Consider the following 18,349-nt stretch of genomic DNA (forward strand, 5'->3'; position numbering starts at 1 on the left):
GCCGCGACACCGGATACAGCCCCGCACCCCGCCGGTCGCCGTATCGATTCGCCCGGCCCCCCAAAAAAACCGTTCGGTTTAAAATGTTTGCAAATCATCTCATGGTGTGACGGGCATGGGCAGACCCAAAAAATTCAGTCGCGAAGGCGTGTTGCAAAAGGTCCTCCCGCTCTTTTGGAAGTACGGCTTCGCCGGCACGTCGCTCCAGCAGCTGGAACGGGCGTCGGGCGTCAACAAGTCGGGGCTCTATGCGGAGTTCGGAGACAAGGAAGACTTGTTCCTGCATACCCTCCTCTACTACTACGAACATCGCGGGGCGCTGCAGATCCTTACCGCGGAGCCGAAAAGTTACGGCAACATCGAGCGCTTCCTGCGGCTGGGCGATGCGCAAGACGACGGCTGCGTAGGTTGTTTCTCCGTCAATTCGCTGCGTGAATTCCCGTCGTTGTCCGACCGCGTGCGCGAAGTCGTCGGCGCGTATCACCATCGGCTGATCCCGCAGATCATCGAAAATATCGAGGCCGAGCCTCATCACCTGCCTGCCGCGACCATCGCCACGATCGTGACGGTGTTCTTTGCCGGCTATTGCATCGAGCGCAATTTGCCCGCCGAGGCCGAAGGCGACGCCGTCGGCGCATTCATGCAAGCGCTACGCCTCCTCTGACGCTCGTCCGCGGTCGGCCCGCTTCGCGATAGACCAATCGTTTTGAACCGATTGGTTTTTTTAATTGGCCGCGCCTCGTCCGCTTGATCATACTGAACCGATCGGTTCAATAAAGTACCGATCTACAGCGGAGAGCAGCCATGAGCTTGAAGATTCACCCGATCAACTTCGGCAACATGTCGCTCGATTCGAGCGGCCTCGTCCTGTTTCGCGAACCCGGCAAGCAGGTGACGATACCGGTGCTCGGGTTTCTGATCACGGGTGGCGCGCATCCCGTGCTCGTCGATACGGGTTCGCGCAGCGTCGAGCAGTACGCTGAATTCGGTCTGCCCTACGAAGTCACGCCAGAGATGACGATCGAGTATCACCTCGCTCAACACGGCCTGAAGATGAGCGACATCCGTCACATCGTCCATACGCACGCACATATCGATCACGTCGGCATGACCGACCGATTTCCCATGACGACAACCGTCGGTATCTCGCGTCGCGAGCTGGAATTCGCGGCATCCGGGATCATGGGCCCGCTGATGTACACCGCGGCCGATACGAAGCATCTGATCGACCGCCTGCATACGCGCGGCGCAATCCGGCTGTTCGACGTGGACGGCACGTTCGAGGAAGAGGTCATTCCTGGCGTCGCGGTCCGTCTCTCCGGTGGCCATACGCCGGGTTCGCTGTCGGTGCTCGTCGAAACCAACGAAGGCATTGCCAACATCTGCGGCGACATCGCCTACAACCTGAAGGATCAGTTGATCGACCCGATCCTCGACCAGGCCGCGCACGAACCCACCATTACCGCGAACCGCGCGATGTCGACGCTCGACGAGAAGCGCGCGATCAAGCGCGCGCTTGCAACGAGCCGCTTCCTGCTGCCAAGCCACGACGTGCCCGCGCTGGTGAGCGGCGGGAAGGTGGTCGGCCTGATGGAAAACGCCATCTCGAACCCGCGGGCCGACGTCACGAAGGCGTCGAATTACACGCCATTGACGCAGGGTTGAACCCAGATGCCCGGCCTTCTGCGTCGAACGCTCGGACTGTTGATTGTCGCCGCCGGCGCATTCCACGCCGCGGCCGCGCTGGTTCTGCACACGCTCGGCAGCTAGTCGGTTGATCGGTGCGTGCCCGTCTCGTCTGCGGCGCCGCGTGCTTCTCAAGCCTCGAAAGGACTCTCTCATGACTACGCCCTTTTCCGCGCGGACGGCGCGCGCACTCCACACCCTCAGCCTCGCGTACTTCGTACAGGCGACGGGCGCGCTCTCCGTCGTCGGCAGCCTCGACTCGATATCGCGTCAATGGGGGCTCGCCGATTCGCAAAGCGTTTACCTCGTTACCGTGTTCGGTGTGACGTTCGCTTTCGCCGCTCCGCTGCTGCAAGTCGGTTTTGGACATCTGCGACGCCGTCGCCAGGTCCTGCTCGGCTTGGCGCTGTTCAGTACGGCTGCCCTCCTGCTGGCGGCCGCGCCGAATTATCCCGTGCTGCTGCTGTCGCGCGTGCTGATGGGGCTCGGCGCGGGTTTCATCGGCCCCGTGCTCGGCGCCTTGGGTTCGAGCCTCGTCGAGCGCGACCAGCAGGGCAGCGCGATTGCCACCGTGCTGCTCGGCTTGAGCGTCGCCGGCCTGGTCGGCATGCCGCTGTCCGCATGGATCGCGCACGCATGGGGCGCACGCTCGCTCTTCGTCGCCGTCGGACTCGCCGGCGCCGTGACCGCCGCGCTCATCGTATGGGCCGTACCCGACACCAGCAGGGGCGAGAACATCGAATTCGCAACGATGGTCTCTCTTCTGACGCGCACCGCTACGCTCAGTGCATTTCTGGTCGTGTTCTTCATCGCCGCCGGCGTCTATTCGACGTACGCTTTTATCGCACCCATCATTCGCGACGTATTCCACGCAGGCGCCGACATGGTGTCGACCTCGCTCGTGGTACTCGGCGTAGCCGGCGTCGCGGGCAACCTGTTCGTCACGCGCGCCGCGCGGCGCCATAGCGCGGAAACGATGCTGCTCGCCGGCCTCGCCCTGCTTGCAGCGGACCTGGTGTTTCTCTGGTTCACGCCCCCGAGCCTGCACCTGCTTTTTGTCGCACTGACGGCGTGGGCGTTCGCGACCGACCTGCTGTGGCCTTCACAGCAACGGCGCATCGTCGAACTCGTACCGCAATGGCGAGGCATTGCGTTGGCCTTGACCGCATCCTTCGTGTTTTGCGGCATCGGCGTCGGCTCCGCCGTCGCGGGGTGGGTGTATCCCGCGTTCGGTTTGACAGGGTCGATCGGCAGTTCACTGGCGTTTCTCGCGCTGGCGACCGGCAGCCTGCTCGTATCCCGTGCGTCGGTCAACGCGAAGGCCTGCGCGGCCGGGTGTCGGGAATCGCTTCAATCATGACGCGATCGAGACAAGGCACCGGCCCGCGGATACGCGAGCAGGCCATCGGAATGAACGGCGTCCTGACCGCACTCGTCGCGCCCGTACTCGCGCTGCTCGTTCGATGATCGACGTCGCGCACGCGACGTCCGGCCTCGATCGAACGAACGAAAAATAACGGCGGCCGGAAATCGATCCGGCCGCCGGCTTGTTCCAGAATGATTTCGGTTCGCCTAGATCAGTTTCTCGAGCAGCACGACATCGAGCGTCGCCTTGCCCGCGAGTTCGCGCGCCAGGTTCTGGAACGCCGGTGCTTCGCCGTGGACCTTCAGCGCACGTTCGTCCCGCCATCGCTCGATCATCGTAAAGCGATGAGCCGCCTCGCGGTCGCGATGCAGCTCATACTGCTCGCACCCATCCTCGGTCCGGACGGCCGGTACGGCCGCCAACAACGCCGCTTCCACCGCCTTCGCGTGTTGCGGATCCGCGGTAATCGTGGCAACGACAAACTGCTTTGACATTTTCATTCTCCATCGTAAAGGGATCTTTCGAGCATCTGCTTTCGTTTGACGCGCCAGTACGACGACACGATCGGACGGATCGGTTCGTCCGCATGGCGCCCCGTCGCTCATTCAGTCTTCGAACTGCTTCGCGAGCGTCAATGCACACAGCACCCGACGGGCGCTGTGTGGCGTTCCGGAACGACACCGGGTATTGGCCGTCAGTCGAGCCGACGCCCGACACGTTCAGTCGACTGCCGGAAAGTCCAGCGTAGTGTCGTTCACGCGGTTCACCAGGTTGGTGAAGGTGATCGATGTCATGACCAGGATGATCTCGATGACCTGTCGCTCGGTATACCCCGCGTCCAGCACCGCCTCCAGCACGCCAGGGGGCACGGTATCGCGCGTCGTCGCGATCGATCGCACGAACGAGAGCAGCGCATCACGCCGGGCCTCCCCCGACGCGCGACCGGCGCGGATATTCTTCATCACTTCCGGCGTGAGACCCGACATCCTGCCGAGCATCGTATGAGCGGCCAGGCAATAGTCGCAACCGGACAGCGCGCTTACCGCAAGGCGCACCGTTTCAATATCGGCCTGATCCAGAGAACTTGCCGCGATCGCCGCATCGACGTTCAACATGGCCGAAAGACCGGCCGGGCTGTGCGTGCCGATGGTCGCGTAGGCGTTCGGGACCTTCCCAAGTGCGGCCTTGATCTGACCGAACACAGCTGCGGTTTCGCCGGTAGCTTCCGACGGCTTCAGGGTAGTCAAGCGTGTCATATATCTCTCAACGAGTTGGATAACGAAGTGCCGACCGAAAACGGCCGGCATGATAGCGACGATGACGAGTCGGAGCCCGCGCCCCTGGTTTTACTGCCGGATAACCGCGCCAAATGCCGAATAGGTCGCGTCACGCAACGCGCACGACAATTATCGACATCTAAAACCCACGACCCGATTTAATCGCAGCAGTTGTCATCATAAAAATTCGCCGCTTTAATTTGAATGCGATTTACCGAAAAACTGACTTTGCTCGTCAACATCGGGGCCGGCCCATTTCGCGTGCAGATCATTCATTTTCAGGCACATCATGAACGTGTCGGCGCGATATCGACCCACCAATTACCCGGCAAAAAGGACGTTATTTCGGCGCGACGAACACACCCGTTTTCCGTGCATGGCGCCATGCAACATTCAAAATCGGAACTCGGCCTGCGAGCCGCCGCGAACACCGAGCGACGCGCGAACGCATCGGTACGCGCACGTCGGCCTCCGGTGAAGGCAATCAACGGCCCGGTTCACCCGGTACCACATTGTTGACGACGGACGTCACGCCCGCGACCCGTGCGGCGCTATCGCCGGCAAGCTGGACTTGTTCGCTGTCGGGCACGTATCCGGTCAGGGTCACGGCTCCCCGGCGAGCGAGCACCCGCACGTTGATTGCATTCAATCCTTTCGTTTTCGACAGCGCCCATACGATTTTCCGCGACAGCGCGCGATCGGCCGCGCGTTGCGCCTTCTTTTCACTCTTCGTCACTTCTTTCTGGCTGACGACCTGCTCCGGCGGCGGAGCGGTATTCTGCTCCGCCGCATGGGCTGAAATACCGAAGGCCAAATAGCTGACATACAGCATCGACGCGATCGTTTTCTTCATCACACTCTCCTTAACCAACGTGAACGTAAAGTTATCAAGGGATAAAACCCGAGTGAATGGTAGGAAGACAATTGGCCGACCTCAATGGCCTCTCCCTGAAAACAGCTTTCAACGCGCGTTCTTCGCCTTCCCCCACCGATGCTCGCAAGCCACCTATACCTGCGCATAGGTGCATTCATTATTTTCGACTAGCTCGAATACACGGCGAGACGATTTTCCGGGCAACTCCGAAACGCCAAACTGGCTGCATGTGTTGACCGATGGCCCAAAAGGCGCCTGAACGACGTTCGAACGTGGGCGATCTGCCAGCGGGAACCCGGTTGCCGTGGACTATCGCGACTGGACGTTAACGAAACCTGGGGACCAGACAGCGTCCCGAATTGGAGCCGAGAAGCCGATGAATACTCCGTTGCGCCCCGTTCTCCATTCACCTCCGCACGTCACGGCTCGCGCGGCTAAAAAGGCCGTGCTACTCCATCGCGTCGCCAACGTAGTCGCGCATCGCGGCGATCATCGGCGAAATTCGCTCGCGGAGGTGCGCATGAAGGTATCTGACCGCCGGCGAGAACTGGCGACGATGCGGACACACGAGGCTCAGCGGAGCCGCCTCGCCTCGCTGATCGGGCAGCAATACTGTCAGGCGCCCCGCTCTGACGTCGTCATGGACATCGAGCCAGGATTTGTAGGCAATGCCCCTGCCCTCGACAGCCCAGCGCCTCGCAATTTCGGCATCGTCGCACAGCAGCACACCCTTCACCGTGACCTGCCGCCTCACGCCGCTTGCGGGGAACAGCCAGCGATCGTAGACACGCCCACCGAGCACGTAGGGCAAACAGTCGTGCAAAACCAGCTCGTCGAGCGACGCAGGCGCGCCGTGCCGCTTCACGTATTCCGGAGCGGCGACGAGCACTCTTCGGTTGCTTTCGGCGAGCGGAAGCGCGACGTAGCTTGCGGCCTCCGGCGCGCCATAGCGAATAGCCACGTCCACCGGATCGCGAAATACGTCGGTCACGTAGTCGGACAACGAAAGCTTCAGCACCAGCTTCGGATGCGCATCGCGGAACACGCCGAGCCAGGAAAGCAATGCATTGCGTCCGATATCCGACGGTGCGGCGATTCGCAACGTACCTTGCAACGCGTGCTTTCCTCCGTGCAACCGCTCACGCCCCTCGTGAACCATGGAGAGCACTTCCTCCGCATAGGGCAGGTACTGCTCGCCTTCCGCGGTGAGTTTCAGGCTTCGGGTGGAGCGTGCAAAGAGACGGGTATCCAGCTCGCGCTCGAGCCTTTGAATCGCGGCGCTCACCTGCCCTGGCAGCAGATCGGCTTCCCTCGCCGCATTCGAGAAGCTGCCGAGCGCCGCGGCTCTCACGAATAGTTGAAGGTCCTCGAGCCGCACCATTTTCATTCCTGGAGTGAAAGTCCTCCCTAATGTAACGCGTTTTTCCCGCAGTCGAGGTCGAGCAGTATTTCACTCACACGCTGGCGCCCGGTCTGCAGCGAGCAGCCCGGCGCCACTCAACCATCATTCGGAGTTCAACCATGAAAGCGGTTGTCTATACACAGCATGGCCTGCCCGCGGATCATCCCGAGTCCCTTTTCGATGCCGAGGTGTCCAAGCCCGAAGCCGAGCCGCGCGACTTGCTGGTCAAGGTCGACGCGATCGCCGTCAATCCCGTCGACACGAAGGTTCGTATGGGGTCGCCCACCGAGCAGCCGCGGATCCTGGGATGGGACGCCGTCGGAACCGTCGAGGCAATCGGAAGCAACGTTTCCATGTTCGCTCCGGGAGACAAGGTTTTCTTCGCGGGCTCGATCGCCCGGCCCGGCGCGTATGCGCAATATGTTCTGGTCGACGAGCGTATTGCAGGCCGCAAGCCCGCGACGCTCTCCGATGCTCAAGCGGCAGCGTTGCCGCTTACGTCGCTGACGGCGTGGGAACTGCTCTTCGATCGCCTCGGGATCGCCGAGGGCGCCGGTGCCGGCGATGCATTGCTGATCGTCGGTGCGGCCGGCGGCGTCGGCTCCATGCTGACGCAACTGGCGCGTCAACTGACGGGGTTGCGTGTAATCGGGACGGCGTCTCGCCCCGAAACGCGCGCATGGGCGCAAGCGCTCGGTGCGCACGACGTCATCGACCATACGCAGCCGCTACTCGAGGGGCTGCGCCGCATCGGCGCCCCGCAAGTGCGCTACGTCGCCAGCCTCACTCAGACGGACGTCCATTACGCGCAGCTCGTCGAGGCGCTGGCGCCGCAGGGCCGACTTGCCGTGATCGACGACCCCGACACGCTGGACGCGATGCCGCTCAAACGCAAGTCGATTTCGCTTCATTGGGAACTCATGTTCACGCGATCGCTGTTCGAAACCGCGGACATGGTCAGGCAGCACGAAATCCTCGATCGCGTCTCCACCCTGATCGACGACGGTACGTTGCGCACGACCATGGCCGATCACTTCGGAACCATCAATGCCGAAAATCTCCGGCGCGCCCATGCCCTCATCGAGAGCGGTCGCGCGCGAGGAAAGATCGTGCTGGAAGGCTTCTGACGCACGCCGACGACGCCCTGTATCGCCATTCCGAACATGCCGAACAAGACCGGAGAACAAACATGCACTTCCCGCATCGACGCATCACGAGATTCACTTCCCTCCGCCGGACCGCAACCGCATTGGCAGCCGGCTTGAGTTTCACGCTGCTGGTCAACCCGGTGTTGGCGCAACCGTCCGCGCCGGCAACGGCGCCGGCGGTTCAGGCGACCGACCGCACCATCGGCGCGATGGACACGGTGGCCACCTTTTCCGGCCCGATGCCCACCGGCGTGACGGTTGCCGAGAACGGCCGGATTTTCGTCAATTTCCCGCGCTGGGGCGACGCCGTGCCTTTCACCGTTGGCGAGTTGCGTGACGGCCGCGTCGTCGCCTATCCAAACGCCGAGATCAACCATGCCGATGCGGCGCACCCGTCCACGCACTTCCTGAGTGTCCAAAGCGTCGTTGCCGACGGTCACGGCAAGCTCTGGGTTCTGGATACCGCCGCACCGAATTTTTCGGAGCCGGTCGCGGGCGGCGCGAAGCTCGTCGCCATCGATCTCGCGACCAACCGCGTCGTCAAGACGATCGTGTTCCCCGCGAACGTGATGCGCGCCCAGACCTATGTGAACGACATGCGCTTCGATTTTCGCATCGGAAAGGCCGGAGTCGCTTACGTGACCGACTCCTCGCTGTCGGGCATCGGCGGCCTGATCGTGATCGACCTCGACAGCGGAAAGGCGATGCGCCGCCTGACCGGCGACGTGTCGACGTCGGCGGATCCTCGCTTCGTCCCGGTCGTCGAAGGCCAGTCGTTAAAAGTCCGCGACCCGAACGGGACCACCAAGCCCTTTTCCGTGGCGTCCGACGGCATCGCGCTCTCCGCGGACGGCCAGACCCTCTACTACTGCCCGCTGTCGAGCCGCCATCTCTACTCGATTCCGACCGCGATGCTGCGCGATCCGTCGATCAGCGACGCGCAACTGGCGGCCGCGGTGAAGGATCTCGGGGAAAAAGGAGCGTCCGACGGTCTTGCCAGCGACGCGAACGGCAATGTCTATGCCGGCGATTACGAGCACAACTCGATTCGCAAGCTCGAACCGGGCGGCGAATGGCAGACGATCCTGCACGATCCGCGCGTGCTGTGGCCCGACACGCTGTCGGTCGGCCCGGACGGTTACCTCTACTTCACCGCGAACCAGCTTCACCGCCAACCGGTATTCCACGGCGGCAAGGACGAGCGCCAGAAGCCGTACGCATTGTTCCGCGTACGCATCGGCGCAGGTCCCGCACCGACCCGTTAATCCCTTTCGCCATCGCCGACAACCGGAGTTCCGCACATGAATCTCGCCGACGCCATTCATGCCCGCCATACCGTCAAAGCCTTCGAGGGCGGCAAGTCGCTTCCCGCCGCGCAGGTCGAAACATTGCTGTCGCTGCTTCACCAGTCGCCGTCCTCGGTGAATTCCCAACCGTGGCATTTCGTGGTGGCCGCGACACCGGAAGGCCGCGCGCGCATCGCGGCCGCCACAACGGGCGCCTACGCGTACAACGAGGCCAAGGTCGTCAATGCATCGCACGTCATCGCGATGTGCATGCGGACCGACATGGACGAAGAACACCTTCAGGCCATTCTGGAGCGCGAATCGGTGGATGGTCGATTCAAGACCGCCGAAATGCGCACCGCGCAGAACAAGAGCCGCCGCTCGTACGTCGACATGCACAAATACGAGCTGCGCGATACGCCGCAATGGATGGAAAAGCAGGTCTATCTGGCGCTGGGCGGCCTGCTGCTTGGCGCGGCGGTCCTCGGCGTCGATGCAACGCCGATGGAAGGGTTCGACAGCCGCACGCTCGATGCAAGCCTCGGCCTGCGCGAACGAGGCCTGACGAGCGTCGTCATCGTGTCCCTGGGTTTTCGCAGCGGCGACGACTTCAACGCGGATCTGCCCAAATCGCGGCTGCCGCGCGAACGGATATTCACATTCATCTGATCACCCGAAGCAGGCTTGCCGCCCGCGCGGCAAGCGTTCCGAGCTACCGTTTCGCGCACGCTCGGCTGCACGACTTCGAGGAGCGTCATCATGTCCGAGTTGATTCGGATGGACACGCACGGCCGCACCGCGACCGTGCCCTCGTCCAGATATGGCGGTGCGCTGTTATTGGGCACGGCGATTTTGTTGTGGGGCGCGAACTGGCCGGCGATGAAGCTCGGCCTGGCGCACGTCACACCGCTGTGGCTGTCGGCAGCACGGTTCGCATCCGGGGCGCTGTGCCTGTTCGTCGTGCAAGCTGCGACCGGGACGCTGCGCTTGCCGAAGCGCGCCGACCTGCCGTTTCTCGCCAGCGTCGGCTTGCTTCAGATGTTGGCGTTCACCGCGATGAGCGCCGTCGCGCTGCACCACGTGAGCGCCGGCCGTTCCGCCGTGCTCGCCTATACGACGCCGATCTGGGTGACGCCCGTGTCGGTGCTGGCATTTGGCGAGCGCCTGTCCGTGCGTAAAGCATTCGGCACGGCACTTGGCGTGGCCGGGGTCCTGCTGCTCTTCAATCCGCTCGATGTCGACTGGCACGACCGTCAGGCCGTTGTCGCGCACGTCATGCTGCTCGGCGCGTCGCTGTGCTGGGCGGTCTGCATTCTTCATCTCCGGCATTTCCGCAGCGCGTCGAGCGCCTACGTGCTCGCGCCCTGGCAAATGCTCGTTGCCGCCGTACCGCTCGCCGTGCTTGCCAGAGTGCTCGAGGGGCCCTACACGGGCGACGGCAGCCTCAGCCTGACGTCGGCGCTGATCTACATCGGTCCGATCGCGACGGCATTTTGCTTTTGCGCGGTGAATGCCGCCAACACGCGCATGTCGAGCACGAGCATGGCGACGGCGATGTTAGGCGTTCCCGTCGTCGGCCTCATGACGTCGGTCCTCTTTCTTCACGAGCATCTCACGATGGGACTCGCGGCAAGCGTCGTTCTCATCGTGGCCGGCATCGCGCTCTCTATCGCATCACGCTGACCTTGATCGTCTGAACCAGGAGAATGCCATGGTCGATCTCGACCCGACTCAACCCAGACTCACGCTCGTTACCATCGACCTGTCGTTCCATCGCGCGGCCTCCGGCGTCGTGCGGCGGATACTGAACGAGCATGGCGTAACGGTCGACGAAATATTCGCACCGCACGAAGAAGCCTTCCGGATTCTGCGGGAAGGGCGAGCCGACATGCTGAGCAGCGCGTGGCTCCCGAGCAGTCATAGTCTCTACCTCGCTCCGTTCGAGCAGGACGTGCACAAGATCACCGTCCTTTACCGGCCATATGCATTGTGGGGCGTACCCGACTATGTGCCCGAAAGCGCGGTGAGCTCCATCTCCGATCTGAAACGGCCGGATGTGGCGTCACGGATGGTGAAGCGGATCCAGGGCATCAATCCCGGCGCGGGCATCAGCAGATTTTCCCGCGAAATCGTCGCGCAGTACGGCCTGGCGGACGCAGGGTATCACTTCGAAAACGGCACGCTCGACGATTGCGTACGCGCCTTCGAGGAGGCCGTCGCCGCGCGCCGGTGGGTGGTGGTTCCGCTTTGGACTCCACAGTACCTTCACGAGCAATACACCATCCGCGAACTCAAGGACCCGAAGGGTCTGCTCGGCGGCACGGACGACGCCACGTTGATCGTCAGAAATGCGTCGCTTGACGCGATCCCGTTGGCCGCATTGTCCGAACTACGCACTCTCAGCCTCGGCAATCGGGAAACGAGCCGTCTGGACCATGTCCTCTCACGCACCGGCTCGCCGCGAACGACCTGAGGCGCCACGGGCGAGCACCGTCGGTGACGAACGCGTAGACGACGCGTATCGACCGAAACCGCCGCGAACGTCGACGGCCGTTATGCAGTTCGCGCGAACGAATATTCGGAGTAAGTGAAATGACTTTATGGGCGGAGCGCGTTGATCGACACGTCGCCTCGCCAATAAACTGCATCGCACTACATCGCAATCGCCGAGAAACAGAAGACTGAAACGAGCCGGCCGAGATGACGCAACCGGCTCGGCGTTTCCCGGCAGATGTCATTCACTTCGTAACCATCGACGGAACAACATCATGACGCAAGCACACAAAGGCACCGCACTGATCACGGGCGCATCGTCGGGTATCGGTGCGGTCTATGCCGAACGACTCGCACGCCGCGGGTTCGATCTGATTCTCGTTGCACGCAACAAGGATCGACTCGACGCATTTGCGAAGCGCATTACCGACGACACGCAGCGCAGTGTCGAAGTGATCGCCGCGGACCTCGGCGATTCGCGCGCGCTGGCCGCCATCGAAGCGAAGCTGCGCACGGACGAGAGCATCACGCTGCTGGTGAACAATGCCGGTGTCGGCACGCATAAGCCGCTGCTCGAAAGCGACGTCGACGCAATGACGCGCATGATCGATCTCAACGTCACGGCGCTGACGCGCCTCACCTATGCAGCGGCACCCGGCTTCGTCGCTCGCGGCCACGGCGCGATCATCAACATCTCGTCCATCGTTGCGATCGGGCCCGAGCTGCTGAACGGCGTGTATGGCGGAAGCAAGGCATTCACGCTGGCGTTCACGCAGTCCCTTCATCACGAACTGGCAGACAAGGGCGTGCAGGTTCAGGCCGTTCTCCCGGGCGCGACGGCGACGGAATTCTGGGAGATTGGCGGGCTCCCGCTGGACAACCTTCCGAAGGAGATCGTCATGTCGGCTTCCGACATGGTCGACGCAGCGCTGACCGGCTTCGACCGTCAGGAACTCGTCACGATTCCATCCCTGCACGCAGGAGAAGAATGGGCCGCATACGACGCCGCCCGCCGCGTGATGATTCCCCATCTCTCGAGCAATACCCCCGCGGCGCGTTACGCCGTCGCGCAATAAACGCAGCAAACCTTTTTCGCAACCGCTCCAGTCGTCCATTCAAAGGAACTCCGATCATGAAACTCACCGGAAACACTGTCTTCATCACCGGCGGCACGTCGGGTATCGGCCGCGCTTTCGCAGAAAACCTTCACAAGCGTGGCAACAAGGTCATTGTCGCGGGGCGTCGCAAGGCGTTGCTGGACGAGATCGCTCGGGCCAATCCGGGTATCGACACCGTGGAGCTGGACGTCGGCGATCCCACGCAGATCGAGCGTGTCGCGCGACAGCTGATCGCGGACTATCCGACGCTGAACGTCGTGATCAACAACGCGGGCATCATGCCGTTCGATGACGCCGGCGGTGCGCTGGACGACGCGCAAGCCGTCCGGCTCGTGAACACGAACCTGCTCGGGCCGGTGCGTGTCAGCGCCGCGCTCGTCGAACATCTGAAGGCGCAACCCGAGTCGTTCATCATCAACAACAGCTCCGTACTGGCATTCGTCCCGCTTGCCGCCACGGCGCTCTACTCCGCGACGAAGGCGGCCATTCACTCGTACACGATGTCGCAACGCTTTGCGTTGCGCAATACGAGTGTCCGCGTGCTGGAAATCGCCCCGCCGTGGGTCGACACGGATCTGATCCACAAGAGCGGTGATCCGCGAGCAATGCCGCTGGACGCCTTCATCGCCGAGACGATCCAGCGTCTCGAAACCGCGACGACGGAAGTCGTGGTCGAGATGGCGCAGCCGCTGCGTAACAACGTCGGTCCCGACGAGTATGCGTTCGTCGATCAGTTCAATCAGGCGCTCGTCGAGAACCCCATTCCGGTAGCCTGAGCCGCCGCGAAGAAGGACTCCGGAAGGCGGCCCTGCGACGCCGCCTTCCGCCCCCCGCAATTCGATCACTCACCGAACGACAAACGACTTGAGGCTGACAACAATGTCCGACAAGAGCCTGACGACCGCCGCCGGCGCCCCCGTATCCGACAACCAGAACTCGATGACCGCCGGCGCGCGTGGCCCGGTCGTACTGCAGGACATGTGGCTCGTTGAAAAGCTGGCCCATTTCGACCGCGAGGTAATTCCCGAGCGTCGCGTACATGCGAAGGGATCGGGCGCCTTCGGAACGCTGAAGGTCACGCACGACATCTCGCGCTACACGAAAGCCAAGGTCTTCGACCAGGTTGGCAAGGAAACGCCGATTTTCATGCGATTCTCGACGGTCGCGGGCGAGCGCGGCGCCGCCGACGCGGAGCGCGACGTGCGCGGCTTCTCGATCAAGTTCTACACGGAGGAAGGGAACTGGGACATCGTCGGCAACAACACGCCCGTGTTCTTCGTGCGAGACCCGCTCAAGTTTCCGGATTTCATCCACACGCAAAAGCGCGATCCGCGGACGAACATGCGCAACAACGTCGCGGTGTGGGATTTCTGGTCGCGCCATCCCGAGTCGCTGCATCAGGTCACGATCCTGATGAGCGATCGCGGCATCCCGAAGAACTACCGGCAAATGCACGGCTTCGGCTCGCACACGTTCTCGTTCGTCAACGCGGCGAACGAACGCTTCTACGTGAAGTTCCATTTCAAGTCCGCACAAGGCATCGAAAACTATACGGATGCGGAAGCCGCTCGCGTGGTCGGTCAGGATCGCGAGTCCGCGCAGCGCGATCTCTACGAGGCGATCGAACACGGTAACTTCCCGAGATGGCATTTCCGCATCCAGGTGATGCCGGAAGCGGACGCATCGAAGGTGCCGTACAACCCGTTCGACATCACCAAAGTCTGGCCGCACAACGATTACCCGCTGATCGACGTCGGGACGATCGAGCTGAACCGGAACCCCGAGAATTATTTCGCGGACGTCGAGCAGGCCGCGTTCACGCCGGCGAACGTCGTACCCGGAATCGGGTTTTCGCCGGACCGCTTGCTTCAGGGGCGCCTGTTTTCGTACGGCGACGCGCAGCGCTACCGGCTCGGCATCAATCATCACCAGATCCCCGTCAACGCGCCGCGCTGCCCGTTTCACTCGTTTCATCGCGATGGCGCGATGCGTGTCGACGGCAACCTCGGCAGCACCGTGAACTACGAACCCAGCCGTCACGGCGACTTCGCCGCGAATCCAGCAGCGGCCGAACCGCCGGTGCAGGCAGGCACGATCGACCGTTACGACCATCGTGACGATGACGACTATTACAGCCAGCCCCGCGCGCTGTTCCGTCTGTTCACCGCCGACCAGAAGGAGAGACTGTTCGCCAACATCGGGCGGGCGATCAGCGGCGTCCCGCAGGACGTGGTCGACGGAGTGCTCGCCCATCTCGAGCGCATCGATCCGGCGTATGCCGCCGGTGTCCGTACTGCGATCTGGGCCGAGTAAGGCCGGCGTGCGCGCGCCGAGCGGACGTCGCGCGTCGATCTCGCGGATTCGTCTGTCTTTAATCAAGGAGTAACGTTATGGAAAGCGCGAAGCAATACGAATATCTGTTCCTCGGCGGCGGCAAGGGCGGAAAATCCCTGGCGATGGACCTCGCCCGAAGCGGCAAGCGCGTCGCCATCATCGAACGCGGCATGATCGGCGGTTCATGCATCAACGTCGCGTGCATCCCCAGCAAGACGTTGATTCAGAACGCGCGCAACATGCACGCGTGGCGAGCGGCGTCCGCCGATGCGCACCATCTTGCAGACATGGCGCGCGTGCATGCGAACGTCCGCGCAGTCGTCGACGGCATGGTGGATATCAACCGCCGCGCTTTCGAACAGTCGGGCCTCGATCTCGTGATCGGTTCCGGTCGGTTCGTCGCGCCGCGACGCATCCTCGTTCGGGCCGGCGACGGTTCCGAACAGCTGTTCGAAGGCGAGAACGTCTATATCAACACCGGCACCGTGGCGGCGGTTCCGGACGTGCCCGGCCTGCGTGACTCGAGCCCGCTCACACACGTTGAAGCGCTGAACCTCGACGTGCTGCCGAAAAAGCTCATCGTGATCGGCGGCGGCTACATCGGCCTGGAGATGGCCCAGGCGTTTCGGCGCCTCGGCAGCGAGGTCGCACTCATTCACGACGCACCGCGGGTCGCCATTCGCGAGGACGAGGACGTCAGCGTCGAAATCCAGCGCGCGCTCGAGGACGACGGCATCTCGCTGCATCTGTCTGCCCGGATTGCCGGCGTAACCGGGCGGTCGGGTACGGGCGTCACGGTCAAGCTCGACGACGGCACATCGATCGACGGCAGTCATCTGCTCGTCGCGGCAGGCCGGCGGCCGGTCACCGACGACATCGGCCTGGATCTGGCAGGCGTCGATCGCGACGAGCGGGGCTTCATCAAGGTCGACGACGCGCTCGCGACCACCGCGGAACGAACGTGGGCGATCGGCGAGGTCGCCGGCACGCCGATGTTCACGCACGCGTCGTTCGACGACTATCGCGTACTGAAGGCCGGTATCGAAGGGCGGGCAGGCAGCACGGCAGCGCGCATCATTCCGTACGCGTTGTTCACCGATCCGGAACTGGGGCGCATCGGCCTGAACGAAGCGGACGCCAAGGCGCGCAACACGCCCGTCATCGTCGCGAAATTGCCGATGGCGGCCGTGCCGAGAGCCCGCACCAACGGAACGACGCGAGGCTTCATGAAGGCACTCGTGGCGCCCGAAACCGGACAGATCCTGGGCTTCACGATGGCCGGCTCGGGGGCGGGCGAAGTGATGTCGGTCGTGCAAATGGCAATGATCGGCAACCTGCCGTACACGTCCGTGCGCGACGCCATCATCGCCCACCCGCTTCTCGCCGAAGGCCTCAATCTGCTCTTCGCCACCATCAAATAAGCGAGTGCTTTTGCCATTTGCCTGGCTTGCCCCACCGAACGCGGGGCCAGCCCGATGCTCGTGCCGCCACGACGCGCTTTGCGTCGCGGCGGCTTTCGCGCTTCCAATTCAGTCGTCGCCGCCACGATAAAAATGCTGACAGCCGCTCTCCTGCGATCGACACTATCCGGTAAAATCTCCGGACGAGTTCGAATCGCGCAACGCCAGCCCGTGATGTGCCGCACGGGCAGTTCCGCGATCGCGGGCCCTGAGAAAAATATGCCTTCGTCAACACCGGCGTCCCGGTCCGGACGCCTCGAGTGAACGATGGGCAAAGTCGCCGTTCTTCCACCTCATCCAGCATTGCCTGCGCCTCGTTACCGACGCGAACGAAGTGCGGGCACGGCCGTGCGTCGTGGAGTGGATACATGAATTGCTGCTGGCATCCGATATCGACGATCACTGGCGTCGATGTCGACACATTTGTGCGGCCTTGCTCGCCGAGCAACGGGGGAACCTCTTGGATCTGAACGCGACGCGCGCATCCGGTCATCCGGTCGATAGCAACGACCCGAACGACGAAGCGCGGGAAAATCGTATTTCGCGGCATCTCGCGCTGCGAATCCTGCCCATTTTCATGTTTGCGTATGTTGCCGCATACGTCGACCGCATCAACGTCAGCTTCGCGAAACTCCAGATGGGGGTCGACCTGGGTTTCACCGATGCGGTGTTCGGATTCGGCGCGGGTACTTTCGCGCTGGGCTACGTGGTGTTCGAAGTTCCGAGCAACATGATCCTGCAGCGGGTGGGCGCCAAGCGATGGCTCACGCGAATCATCCTGTCGTGGGCGATCGTTTCGGCATTGACCACCTTCATCGCGACGCCCAAGCAGTTCTATGTCATGCGCTATCTGCTCGGGGTGGCGGAGGCCGGGCTCGTGCCCGGCATCGTTTATTACATCTCCCAGTCGTTCCCGCGATACCACCGCGCGCGGGTGCTGTCCACCTTCTACGCGGCGCTGCCGCTGTCCGGTCTGATCGGCTCGCCGCTGAGCGGCTTCATCATGGAGTACTTCGACGGAATCGGCGGGCTTTCCGGCTGGAAATGGATGTTGATGGTCGAGGCGCTGCCGGCGTTCGTCGCCGCGCTTCTCTGCTGGAAGTATCTCGAGGACGATGTCACCCAAAGCCGCCACGAGACGGAGGCCGACCGAGCCTACCTCACCCGAACGCTTGCCGAAGATCGTGCTCTCGCCGCTTCGGCGAACAACAACGCGATGTTCGGCAGCTGGATCTTTTGGGTATTCGGGCTGATCTATTTCCTCGACGTCGTCGGCATTTACGGCTACACGCTGTGGGCGCCCACGATGATCAAGTCGCTCGGCGTGGGCAGGGATCTCTTCATCGGATTGATTGCGGCGCTGCCCAACGCGTTCGCGATGATCGTGATGATCACGGCCGGACAAAGCGCGGATCGCCGCCGAGAGCGGCGCGTCCACACCGCCGCCCTATTCTTGCTGGCAGCGTTGGGGCTGACACTCGCCCTCGTCTGGCACGGCAATCTGTGGCTTACCGTGATGGCACTGTGCATCGCGAATGCGGGATTGCTTTCTCTTCCCCCGGTGTTTTGGGGAATGCCCACGGCGGTTCTCGGCCCCGGCAACGCCGCCAGCGGCATCGCATGGATCAGCGCGATCGGCAACATCGGCGGCTTTTTCGGCCCCTATGTGGTCGGCGTTCTCAAACAGTCGTCCGGGAGCTTCGCGCTTCCCGTCTCGTGCATGATCGCGTGCCTGTTGCTGGGCTTCTGCCTGACGCTGTCGTTGCCGAAACACATCGTCAACAGATAGCCCCCGGGCCGCGATTCCGGTTCGCTCCAGATCGACAGGGCGATGCGGCCGGATCGCCCCACCGGCGTGTTCCGTTGCGCTGACGCGGCGCGGCGCCCACGCGCGTCGAGATCGGT

General features: G+C 62.8%; 17 protein-coding genes. 13 read left to right on the forward strand and 4 right to left on the reverse strand.

The genetic code is table 11. From position 1 onward, the window contains the following. Positions 1-115: 115 nt before the first annotated feature. The 3 genes from QZM15_RS09280 (at position 116) to QZM15_RS09290 (ending at position 3,046) form a co-directional block, all read left to right on the forward strand. The gene (locus tag QZM15_RS09280) at positions 116-664 is read left to right on the forward strand and encodes a TetR/AcrR family transcriptional regulator (RefSeq protein WP_059581361.1); all 549 of its coding nucleotides are present in this window, start codon (positions 116-118) and stop codon (positions 662-664) included. 140 nt (positions 665-804) lie between these two features. Next, positions 805-1,665: an N-acyl homoserine lactonase family protein gene (locus tag QZM15_RS09285; RefSeq protein WP_302106260.1), complete on the forward strand. Its 861-nt coding sequence runs from the start codon at positions 805-807 to the stop codon at positions 1,663-1,665. Positions 1,666-1,810: 145 nt separating this feature from the next. After that, positions 1,811-3,046 carry an MFS transporter gene (locus tag QZM15_RS09290; RefSeq protein WP_302106261.1) on the forward strand — a complete coding sequence of 412 codons (1,236 nt, stop codon included), beginning with the start codon at positions 1,811-1,813 and terminating at the stop codon, positions 3,044-3,046. A gap of 212 nt (positions 3,047-3,258) precedes the next feature. On the opposite strand, the gene QZM15_RS09295 is transcribed toward QZM15_RS09290, so the two are convergent. The 4 genes from QZM15_RS09295 to QZM15_RS09310 form a co-directional block, all read right to left on the reverse strand. Continuing rightward, positions 3,259-3,546 carry a putative quinol monooxygenase gene (locus tag QZM15_RS09295; RefSeq protein ID WP_060317923.1) on the reverse strand — a complete coding sequence of 96 codons (288 nt, stop codon included), beginning with the start codon at positions 3,544-3,546 and terminating at the stop codon, positions 3,259-3,261. A gap of 225 nt (positions 3,547-3,771) precedes the next feature. After that, on the reverse strand, positions 3,772-4,308 hold the full coding sequence (locus tag QZM15_RS09300) for a carboxymuconolactone decarboxylase family protein (RefSeq protein WP_060968142.1): 537 nt from the start codon (positions 4,306-4,308) through the stop codon (positions 3,772-3,774). A 505-nt stretch (positions 4,309-4,813) separates the two neighbouring features. Further along, the gene (locus QZM15_RS09305; RefSeq protein WP_302106262.1) at positions 4,814-5,182 is read right to left on the reverse strand and encodes a BON domain-containing protein; all 369 of its coding nucleotides are present in this window, start codon (positions 5,180-5,182) and stop codon (positions 4,814-4,816) included. 469 nt (positions 5,183-5,651) lie between these two features. Continuing rightward, positions 5,652-6,584: a LysR family transcriptional regulator gene (locus QZM15_RS09310; RefSeq protein WP_059581376.1), complete on the reverse strand. Its 933-nt coding sequence runs from the start codon at positions 6,582-6,584 to the stop codon at positions 5,652-5,654. A gap of 140 nt (positions 6,585-6,724) precedes the next feature. Between QZM15_RS09310 and QZM15_RS09315 the strand changes: the two genes are divergently transcribed. The 10 genes from QZM15_RS09315 to QZM15_RS09360 all read left to right on the forward strand — a co-directional run bounded on the left by QZM15_RS09315 (position 6,725) and on the right by QZM15_RS09360 (position 18,233). After that, positions 6,725-7,732 carry a zinc-binding alcohol dehydrogenase family protein gene (locus tag QZM15_RS09315; RefSeq protein WP_124862357.1) on the forward strand — a complete coding sequence of 336 codons (1,008 nt, stop codon included), beginning with the start codon at positions 6,725-6,727 and terminating at the stop codon, positions 7,730-7,732. A 62-nt stretch (positions 7,733-7,794) separates the two neighbouring features. Next, positions 7,795-9,018, forward strand: a complete 1,224-nt coding sequence (locus QZM15_RS09320) for an L-dopachrome tautomerase-related protein (protein WP_059581382.1) — start codon at positions 7,795-7,797, stop codon at positions 9,016-9,018. A 36-nt stretch (positions 9,019-9,054) separates the two neighbouring features. Next, positions 9,055-9,708: an oxygen-insensitive NAD(P)H nitroreductase gene (nfsB, locus tag QZM15_RS09325; protein WP_226224069.1), complete on the forward strand. Its 654-nt coding sequence runs from the start codon at positions 9,055-9,057 to the stop codon at positions 9,706-9,708. Positions 9,709-9,798: 90 nt separating this feature from the next. Further along, a complete protein-coding gene (locus tag QZM15_RS09330; RefSeq protein WP_302106263.1) occupies positions 9,799-10,722 on the forward strand; it encodes a DMT family transporter in 924 nt (307 codons plus the stop codon). 28 nt (positions 10,723-10,750) lie between these two features. After that, positions 10,751-11,512 carry a glycine betaine ABC transporter substrate-binding protein gene (locus tag QZM15_RS09335; RefSeq protein WP_059581390.1) on the forward strand — a complete coding sequence of 254 codons (762 nt, stop codon included), beginning with the start codon at positions 10,751-10,753 and terminating at the stop codon, positions 11,510-11,512. A gap of 295 nt (positions 11,513-11,807) precedes the next feature. Next, positions 11,808-12,608 (forward strand): SDR family oxidoreductase, encoded by an 801-nt coding sequence (locus tag QZM15_RS09340; protein WP_124659505.1) that lies wholly within the window; start codon positions 11,808-11,810, stop codon positions 12,606-12,608. Positions 12,609-12,664: 56 nt separating this feature from the next. Then, a complete protein-coding gene (locus QZM15_RS09345; protein ID WP_050012423.1) occupies positions 12,665-13,426 on the forward strand; it encodes an SDR family oxidoreductase in 762 nt (253 codons plus the stop codon). A gap of 103 nt (positions 13,427-13,529) precedes the next feature. Then, a complete protein-coding gene (locus QZM15_RS09350) occupies positions 13,530-14,963 on the forward strand; it encodes a catalase (protein WP_302106264.1) in 1,434 nt (477 codons plus the stop codon). A 77-nt stretch (positions 14,964-15,040) separates the two neighbouring features. Next, positions 15,041-16,405, forward strand: a complete 1,365-nt coding sequence (locus tag QZM15_RS09355; protein WP_302106265.1) for an FAD-dependent oxidoreductase — start codon at positions 15,041-15,043, stop codon at positions 16,403-16,405. Between the two features lie 499 nt (positions 16,406-16,904). Next, complete coding sequence (locus QZM15_RS09360; RefSeq protein WP_089465886.1) at positions 16,905-18,233, forward strand: MFS transporter; 1,329 nt, start codon at positions 16,905-16,907, stop codon at positions 18,231-18,233. Positions 18,234-18,349: the final 116 nt, after the last annotated feature.

This window comes from Burkholderia sp. AU44665 (assembly GCF_030504405.1).
GTDB lineage: Bacteria > Pseudomonadota > Gammaproteobacteria > Burkholderiales > Burkholderiaceae > Burkholderia > Burkholderia semiarida.

Excerpts from the sequence above, each read along its gene's own strand:
- nfsB (WP_226224069.1), top strand. The coding sequence starts at position 9,055 with ATGAATCTCGCCGACGCCATTCATGCCCGCCATACCGTCAAAGCCTTC.
- QZM15_RS09285 (WP_302106260.1), top strand. The coding sequence starts at position 805 with ATGAGCTTGAAGATTCACCCGATCAACTTCGGCAACATGTCGCTCGAT.
- QZM15_RS09300 (WP_060968142.1), bottom strand. The coding sequence starts at position 4,308 with ATGACACGCTTGACTACCCTGAAGCCGTCGGAAGCTACCGGCGAAACC.
- QZM15_RS09305 (WP_302106262.1), bottom strand. The coding sequence starts at position 5,182 with ATGAAGAAAACGATCGCGTCGATGCTGTATGTCAGCTATTTGGCCTTC.
- QZM15_RS09330 (WP_302106263.1), top strand. The coding sequence starts at position 9,799 with ATGTCCGAGTTGATTCGGATGGACACGCACGGCCGCACCGCGACCGTG.
- QZM15_RS09335 (WP_059581390.1), top strand. The coding sequence starts at position 10,751 with ATGGTCGATCTCGACCCGACTCAACCCAGACTCACGCTCGTTACCATC.
- QZM15_RS09310 (WP_059581376.1), bottom strand. The coding sequence starts at position 6,584 with ATGGTGCGGCTCGAGGACCTTCAACTATTCGTGAGAGCCGCGGCGCTC.
- QZM15_RS09340 (WP_124659505.1), top strand. The coding sequence starts at position 11,808 with ATGACGCAAGCACACAAAGGCACCGCACTGATCACGGGCGCATCGTCG.
- QZM15_RS09350 (WP_302106264.1), top strand. The coding sequence starts at position 13,530 with ATGTCCGACAAGAGCCTGACGACCGCCGCCGGCGCCCCCGTATCCGAC.
- QZM15_RS09355 (WP_302106265.1), top strand. The coding sequence starts at position 15,041 with ATGGAAAGCGCGAAGCAATACGAATATCTGTTCCTCGGCGGCGGCAAG.
- QZM15_RS09295 (WP_060317923.1), bottom strand. The coding sequence starts at position 3,546 with ATGTCAAAGCAGTTTGTCGTTGCCACGATTACCGCGGATCCGCAACAC.
- QZM15_RS09280 (WP_059581361.1), top strand. The coding sequence starts at position 116 with ATGGGCAGACCCAAAAAATTCAGTCGCGAAGGCGTGTTGCAAAAGGTC.
- QZM15_RS09345 (WP_050012423.1), top strand. The coding sequence starts at position 12,665 with ATGAAACTCACCGGAAACACTGTCTTCATCACCGGCGGCACGTCGGGT.
- QZM15_RS09320 (WP_059581382.1), top strand. The coding sequence starts at position 7,795 with ATGCACTTCCCGCATCGACGCATCACGAGATTCACTTCCCTCCGCCGG.
- QZM15_RS09315 (WP_124862357.1), top strand. The coding sequence starts at position 6,725 with ATGAAAGCGGTTGTCTATACACAGCATGGCCTGCCCGCGGATCATCCC.